Source organism: Anaerolineales bacterium (genome assembly GCA_022866145.1).
Classification (GTDB): Bacteria; Chloroflexota; Anaerolineae; order Anaerolineales; family E44-bin32; genus PFL42.
This window is the reverse complement of the sequence record JALHUE010000524.1, coordinates 1-2,188: the sequence shown is the minus strand read 5'-3', so window position 1 is coordinate 2,188 and position 2,188 is coordinate 1. Positions and strand designations below refer to the sequence as shown.

General features: G+C 63.8%; 3 protein-coding genes. All 3 read left to right on the top strand.

Translation table 11 applies throughout. The features are described from left to right. Nucleotides 1-256, top strand: a 256-nt coding sequence (locus MUO23_15100; GenBank protein MCJ7514279.1) for a hypothetical protein, incomplete at its 5' end; no start/stop codon positions are given. 9 nt (nucleotides 257-265) lie between these two features. Further along, entirely contained in the window at nucleotides 266-1,171 is a 906-nt protein-coding gene (locus MUO23_15095; protein MCJ7514278.1) for a class I SAM-dependent methyltransferase, read from the top strand. Beyond that, nucleotides 1,158-2,156: a UDP-N-acetylglucosamine 4,6-dehydratase (inverting) gene (pseB, locus tag MUO23_15090; GenBank protein MCJ7514277.1), complete on the top strand. Its 999-nt coding sequence runs from the start codon at nucleotides 1,158-1,160 to the stop codon at nucleotides 2,154-2,156. The genes MUO23_15095 and pseB overlap by 14 nt, the downstream gene beginning before the upstream one ends. The last annotated feature ends 32 nt before the right edge of the window (nucleotides 2,157-2,188 follow it).

Sequence of the window (2,188 nt, the reverse complement as noted above, 5' to 3'; positions counted from 1 at the left end):
CTCCCTGGTCCGCCGCCCGCGGGGCGACCGACTGAGCCGCGAGCAGGTGGATCTCGCCTGGCGCTACGCCTACCGGTTCTTCTTCGACTATCCATTCCCGTTCCCCTGGCACCTGGTGCGCTTCTGGGAGGATGAAGCCGCGCGGCCGATGGAGGCCCTTCTGGCTCCGGACGGCTTGGCCCCCTATCGTCAGGCCATGGATGCTCTTGCCGGCCAGCCTCTCGAGTGGCACCGCCCGCCGCCTTCGGCGGGGTGAAGCGGGACGATGGCCGAGAAGGACATCAAGCGCCAGGTGCAGGCCTTCTACGACTCGATCGGCTGGAAGGTGGTCGGAGATGGCCTGTATCAGAATGCCCGGTACGAAGATCTGCGCCCGGTGTCACGCGAGTACATCCACCGCTGTCATTTGCGGGTGGGCAGACATCTTCCGCAGCGGGGTCAGAGGCTGCTGGATGCCGGCTCGGGGCCAGTGCAGTATCCCGAGTACCTGGAGTACTCGCGGGGCTTCTCCCGCCGCGTTTGCCTGGACATCTCCCGCCTGGCACTGACCGAAGCCCGCACACGCCTCGGGACTCATGGCGCCTATGTCGTCGGGGACCTGGCCAATCTGCCGTTCAAAGAGTCCGTCTTCGAGGGCGTGGTCTCGCTGCACACCCTGCACCACCTCCCCGCCGAAGAGCACAAGCGCGGCCTGAAGGAACTGTATCGCGTGCTGGCGCCCGGAGGGCGGGCAGTGGTTGTGTATGCCTGGGGTGACGGGGGACTGTTGATGCGGCTGATGGAGCGGCCGACGCGAGCCGGGCAATCGATGCTGGCGCGGCGCCGGGGCGAACAGGCCATCCCTGGCGCCCAGCGCAAGGACGCCAAGGATAGGGACCCTGAGAAGTGCGCTCCGACCGGCACGATCACCTACAAGCATGACTACCTCTGGGCCCGGAAGGAACTCGACTTCCTGCCCACGCTCGAAATCCTGGTTTGGCGAACGGTGAACACCGGATTCCTCAGAACGTTTATTCATGAGCGGTTGTTCGGACGCGTTTGGCTGAGAATGCTTCACCGCTGGGAAGAGACCGCCCCGCGTCTCCTGGGGCGCTTAGGGCAATACCCGATGTTCGTGTTCTCGAAGCCCGGAGTGCTCGGGGAAGAAGGGGCGGCAGATGAATTGGAGTGAGCAGGTGGTCCTGATCACCGGTGGAACAGGCTCGTTCGGGCGGAAGTTTGTCGCGGTCATGCTGGCCGAGTTCCACCCGCAAAAACTGATTGTCTTCAGTCGCGATGAGTTGAAACAACATGAGATGCGCGAACTCGGGTTCGATCACCCCGGCCTTCGCTACTTCATCGGCGATGTACGCGACGAATCGAGACTGAAGCGAGCGATGAACGGCGTTGACGTGGTGGTGCATGCTGCTGCTCTCAAGCAAGTCCCCGCCTGCGAGTACAACCCGTTCGAGGCGATCCAGACCAACATCATGGGGGCGCGCAATGTGGTTGAGGCAGCCCTCGACACCGGCGTGCGGCGGGTCATGGCGCTGAGCACGGACAAGGCGGTCAATCCGATCAACTTGTATGGCGCCACCAAGCTCGCCGCCGAGAAACTCTTCGTCCAATCGAATGCTTACGCCGCGGGCACCGGGACACGATTCGCGTGTGTTCGGTATGGCAACGTTGTCGGCAGCCGCGGCAGTGTTGTGCCGGTGTTCTTGCGACAGCGGCAGACCGGTGTGGTCACGATCACCGATGAGAGGATGACCCGCTTCTGGCTTTCACTGGATCAAGGTGTTCGATTCACCATTGGTTGCATCGAGCGGATGCTAGGCGGCGAGGTCTTCGTGCCCAAGATCCCCAGCATGAAGGTGATCGATCTGGCAAAGGCCATCGCCCCGGATTGCCGGATCGAGCACGTCGGGATCCGCCCGGGGGAGAAGCTGCACGAGGTCCTGCTGTCGGAGGATGAGGCGAGGCATGCGGTCGAGTTGGATGACATGTACGTCGTCGAGCCGGCCGAGGCGCTGTGGTTCGGTCACGGCTGGAGGCAGCAAGGCGCGGCCCTCCCGCCGGACTTCCGCTACGCCAGTGACAGCAACCCCAACTGGATGACGCTGGACGAGATCCGGAGCATCGTCGACCAATCCCGGGATCTGAGGACCGAGGCGTGACGGAAGGCGGAGACCGCCGGCCGCGATTGCTG